Annotated in this window: 1 protein-coding gene; it reads right to left on the minus strand. The window is 38.9% G+C overall.

Features of this window, described 5'->3' with window-relative positions:
• Positions 1-35: 35 nt before the first annotated feature.
• Positions 36-1,396, minus strand: a protein-coding gene (locus tag C7R92_RS31570; RefSeq protein WP_106836863.1) for an IS3 family transposase whose coding sequence is annotated in 2 segments (ribosomal slippage) — positions 36-940 and positions 940-1,396 — 1,362 coding nt in all. Because the reading frame shifts where the segments join, the coding sequence is not laid out codon by codon here.
• Between the last annotated feature and the right edge of the window lie 55 nt (positions 1,397-1,451).

Genomic DNA, 1,451 nt, shown 5'->3' on the forward strand with positions numbered 1-1,451 from the left:
TGAAGTGACCCCATAAAGTTAGACATGTCATTTAATTAGGCGGATGCCTGGGCATGAGTTCGGTATTGTACCGGGCTCATGCCTTTTAATTTTGTCTTAATCCGTTTGTGATTATAATATTCGATATAGCTGGCTAGTTCTGATTTAAAGTGTTCCATGCTGTGAAATTCTTTTAGATAAAGCAGTTCGGATTTCAGAGTACCAAAGAAACTTTCTATCACGGCATTATCGTAGCAATTTCCTTTTCGGGACATACTTTGCGTGATTCCACGCTCACCAAGTGTATGTTGATACTGTTTCATTTGGTAGTGCCAGCCTTGATCCGAATGAATCATAAGATTATGGTCATCGGTTAGCTGTTCAAAAGATTGTTCTAACATAGTTGAAACTAAGGAATAGTTTGGTCTTGAACCAATGGTATAGGCAATGATTTCGCCGTTAAACAAATCTAATATGGGTGAGAAATATAGCTTTTCCCCCAATAATTTAATCTCGGATATATCCGTAACCCACTTCTCACAAGGTTTTTCCGCTTTGAAGTTGCGATCCAAAAGATTGGGTGCAATCTTACCGACAGTTCCTTTATAAGAGCGATATTTTTTCATGCGGACTAGACTTTTTAGACCCAGTTCTTTCATGATTCGCTGGACTTTTTTGTGATTAACTTTGTGCCCACAATTTCGTAGCTCATCCCGAATACGTCGGTAACCAAGACGACCTTCATGGTCGTCATAAATAGTTTGGATCAACTGTTTCAGTTCTTTATCGAAATCAGGACGTCCAATTTTTTTCACGTAGTAATAATACGTACTTCTCGAGATATCTGCCAGTTTAAGTAATGCTTTCACCGGATACTCATGCCTTAGTTCGTAGATGACTTGGATTTTGTCTTGCTTGGTGATTTTTCCTTGCTTTGAACTAAGGCATTCAACTTTTTTAAATAGGCATTCTCCATACGTAAACGTTCATTCTCCGCTTGTAATGCCTCTAGTGATCCATTTCCAGGTAGTTGATCTTTTTTTGCGTTCTGGTTTTTCTTTTGCATGGATGGACGCCCCTTTTTCTTTGGTTTAAGGGCATCTATTCCCTGCCATTCCACTTGCTTTTTCCATTGGATTAGCGAAGAATGTGTTGGGATGTTAAAACGTGCAGCAGTTTCCCTGATAGACGTCCCTTGTTCATTCATATACTTGAGTACGTCTAGTTTAAACTGAACTGAATAGCCTGTATAGGATTTCATAAATGCTTCGACACCATGGTGTTGGTAATGTTGTACCCATTTAATCACCTCAGATTTAGCTGTGCCTATGGACGAGCTAATCACAGCAAAACTTTCGTTACCATTTAAATAGCGACGAACCGCTGATAATTTATCTTCTGTAGAAAATTTAGTCATAGAAAAAACTGCACCTCCAATCGTTAGTTGTGTCTAACAATTGGGGTGCAGTTCA

Origin of the sequence: Brevibacillus porteri (genome assembly GCF_003013475.1) — a bacterium.
In the GTDB taxonomy this organism is placed as follows: Bacteria; Bacillota; Bacilli; order Brevibacillales; family Brevibacillaceae; genus Brevibacillus; species Brevibacillus porteri.